Genomic DNA, 3174 nt, shown 5'->3' on the forward strand with positions numbered 1-3174 from the left:
ATCGTATCTTATGCTGCAAGTCCAAACAATTGATGGATGAATTCTTTCTGATTTTGGACAGACTGATTCTTTAAATCAATCTGTCTCTTTTTCATCATATGCATGACTTCCACACCACTCAATATGGCGGTTGCTGTTTGAAATGATTTGAACTCCAGCATAGAGCGTACTCGTTTCTTAATAAAACGATGATCTTGTTCCACAATGTTATTCAGATATTTTATCTGCCTGATTTGGATGCCTGGTGGCATCTTTTTTTCTTCCTTCAATTTTTCTATGGCTATTGGATAAGCTGGATTTTTATCAACTGTAATCACACGAGGTTTAGAGGCATGTAAAGACCGCAAAGCTTTCTTGAAGAATCGCTTTGCAGCCTTATGATTTCTGGATTTACTCAGATAAAAGTCAATGGTGTTTCCTTTAGAATCTACCGCACGATATAAATACATCCATTGCCCTTTTACTTTTATGTACGTTTCATCCACCCTCCATGAGTCATTCGTTTGTTTGAGATGACGTCGAATTCGCTTGTCTAACTCCGGACTATATTGATGTACCCACCGCATAATCGTTGTATGAGCCAAAGATAACCCACGTTCCTCCATTATTCCCACTAAATCACGAAAACTTAAATTGTACCGCAGGTACCAACGTACAGTTAATAAGATAATGTCTGGTTGATAATGTTTCCATTTGAATAAATTTTGCTTTTCCATACTGATCACGTCCTTTTTTAGAATATTAGTATCAGTATGTCCAAGTTTGATAGATTTTTTGCACCAGAACCTGCTTTGGCAACTTCATCTAGCATACGGTGAAGATTTTTATCCGAACCTTCACAAACTATATCGAGAGTTACCAGAAAATCAACTTCCAAAAACAGATGAAGAGAAAATACAAGCTTTTATTTATAATACATCAAAAGTAGCGAAACAAAATTTGCTTCCGTTCTTTGATCAGTGGGGATTGAAAGCATTGGAAGAAACACGACAAAAAATCGAAGCTTTGAATAATCCAAAATTAGTTGCTCCTATTTGGGAAGGAACAGACACTAGACATGTTTCATTAGATACATTACCTAAAAAAGACATGAAAGTAATTGCAAACAGTGAGGAATTAGGTCGTGAACCTGCTAGTAATGCGATTGATGGGAACCCATATACAATATGGCATAATAAATGGGGTCAAGAAAACCGATACCAGTATCCATATAATCTAACGCTTGACCTTGGTAATACTCATACAATTAAACAATTAGCATATCTTCCAAGACAAGATAACTATGAAAATGGTCGTATTTTAAACTACAACATTTACACAAGTACAAATGGCGTTGACTATCAAAAAGTAGCTTCTGGAACCTGGGAAAACAGCAAGAAGCAACAAATTGCAACATTTGATCCCGTAACTGCTAAATATGTGAAATTAGAGGTAGTAAACGGAATAAATGGATATGCCTCAGCCGCAGAAGTAGATATTTTAGGCTATTAATCTACCTCTAAGATAAAAAAACGTTATCCTTTCTATAGACTTATAGGAAAGGATGGCGTTTTTTTGTATTTAAAGGTATTAAAATCTCTTAAGTTGAGCGCCATGTATAGGCTACACTGAACTAGACAAAAAAATTAAGGTCAAGTAGACTACAACTAATATATTTGAGGAGAATCTACTATGACGAAAAATAAAAGAGGCAGAAGAACCTTTACAGCGGAATTTAAGCACCAAATGGTTCAACTGTATCAAAATGGTAAACCAAGGAAAGACATCATTAAAGAATACGAATTAACACCATCATCATTGGATCGGTGGATCAATCAAAATCATACGTCTGGCTCGTTTAAAGAGAAAGATAATAAGACCGCTGAACAACTAGAATTGGAAGCGTTGAGAAAACAAAACCAACAACTTCTTATGGAAAATGATATTTTAAAGCAAGCAGCGCTGATACTAGGACGAAAGTAAAAGTAGAGCTAAAAAAGTTAGGATATGTGATTTCACGTCGCCGTATTGGACGAATCATGAAGAACCACGGTTTAGTATCTAACTATACAATTGCACAATTTAAGCCGAAGAGAGTTAGCTGTAACGAAGAAAACATTTCAAACAACCTCAATCGTCAGTTCAACCAAAAAGAAGAATTAGCTGTAGTCGTAAGTGATTTAACATACGTCCGTGTGAACAAAAAGTGGAATTACGTATGTTTATTAGTCGATCTCTTTAATCGAGAAATCATAGGACATAGCGTAGGCAAAAAGAAAGATGCCAAGCTTGTTTCACAAGCTTTCGCAACGGTGAAAACAAACCTGAATCGGATTACCTTATTTCATACAGATCGAGGAAATGAGTTCAAAAACAAGCTGATTCATGACACGTTAGAGACCTTCAAAATCAAGCGTTCATTAAGTGCGAAAGGTTGCCCATACGATAATGCCGTAGCGGAAGCAACCTACAAAATCTTTAAAACAGAGTTCGTTCGCGGTCGTCATTTCGCAAGTTTAGAAGAATTGACCTTAGAATTGAACGATTACGTAAACTGGTTTAACAATGTTAGAATCCATGGAACACTGGGCTATTTGAGTCCTGTTCAGTACAGGCAGGAACACCTTAAAAAAATTGTCTAGTTTCGTGTTGACATACCACCATGTAAGGTGACCCCTAATAGAGAGTTTTCACAATAAACTAATTCCTGAAGATAAAAGAACATCCGCCAAATTGGCGGATGTTCTTTTATTTCCCTCGATGTTTTGCTTTCCGTTTTTGAATTTTCAATTGTCTTTTTTGTTCTTTTAATTCTTCTTTCATTTGACGTGTAATACATTTCTTCATTTTCTTTTTTTGTTCTAATTCTATTCTCAATGCTTCATAAGATTTGTTAGAAACTCCCTGATTTTTCATTTCTTTGGCTGCTAGTCTTATCAATCTTTTAGGATTGATAGTCTTATTTTTTCTTTTATCAATAGAGTTTTTAACACCTGATGTACTATTTAATAACGGAATCATATCATGAAAAATAAAATCCAGTATTTCACTATCTTTTGGTTCTGATCCAAAAGTACGTTTACATACCTTCAACTTATTATTTTCTATCATTTCAACTATTCCAATCCAAAATTGTCCATCAAAATAAATCGTAAGTTTCATTGAAAATCCCCCTTTTTATTACATGAGTGATGG

General features: G+C 35.0%; 2 protein-coding genes and 2 pseudogenes. 2 read left to right on the plus strand and 2 right to left on the minus strand.

Annotated features, from left to right (window positions below):
• Positions 1–8: 8 nt before the first annotated feature.
• Positions 9–716, minus strand: a complete 708-nt coding sequence (locus tag V7183_RS20660; protein WP_335360672.1) for an IS6 family transposase — start codon at positions 714–716, stop codon at positions 9–11.
• Between the two features lie 70 nt (positions 717–786).
• Here V7183_RS20660 and V7183_RS20665 point away from each other — a divergent pair.
• Both V7183_RS20665 and V7183_RS20670 read left to right on the plus strand, forming a co-directional pair.
• A pseudogene (locus tag V7183_RS20665) lies at positions 787–1491 on the plus strand (discoidin domain-containing protein); the annotation flags it as partial.
• A 180-nt stretch (positions 1492–1671) separates the two neighbouring features.
• Positions 1672–2621, plus strand: a pseudogene (locus V7183_RS20670) (IS3 family transposase).
• Between the two features lie 106 nt (positions 2622–2727).
• On the opposite strand, the gene V7183_RS20675 reads toward V7183_RS20670, so the two are convergent.
• The gene (locus tag V7183_RS20675) at positions 2728–3141 is read right to left on the minus strand and encodes a YjdF family protein (protein ID WP_335360673.1); all 414 of its coding nucleotides are present in this window, start codon (positions 3139–3141) and stop codon (positions 2728–2730) included.
• Positions 3142–3174 lie beyond the last annotated feature (33 nt).

The sequence above is a fragment of the Bacillus sp. JJ1127 genome, from assembly GCF_036965845.1.
Classification (GTDB): Bacteria; Bacillota; Bacilli; order Bacillales; family Bacillaceae_G; genus Bacillus_A.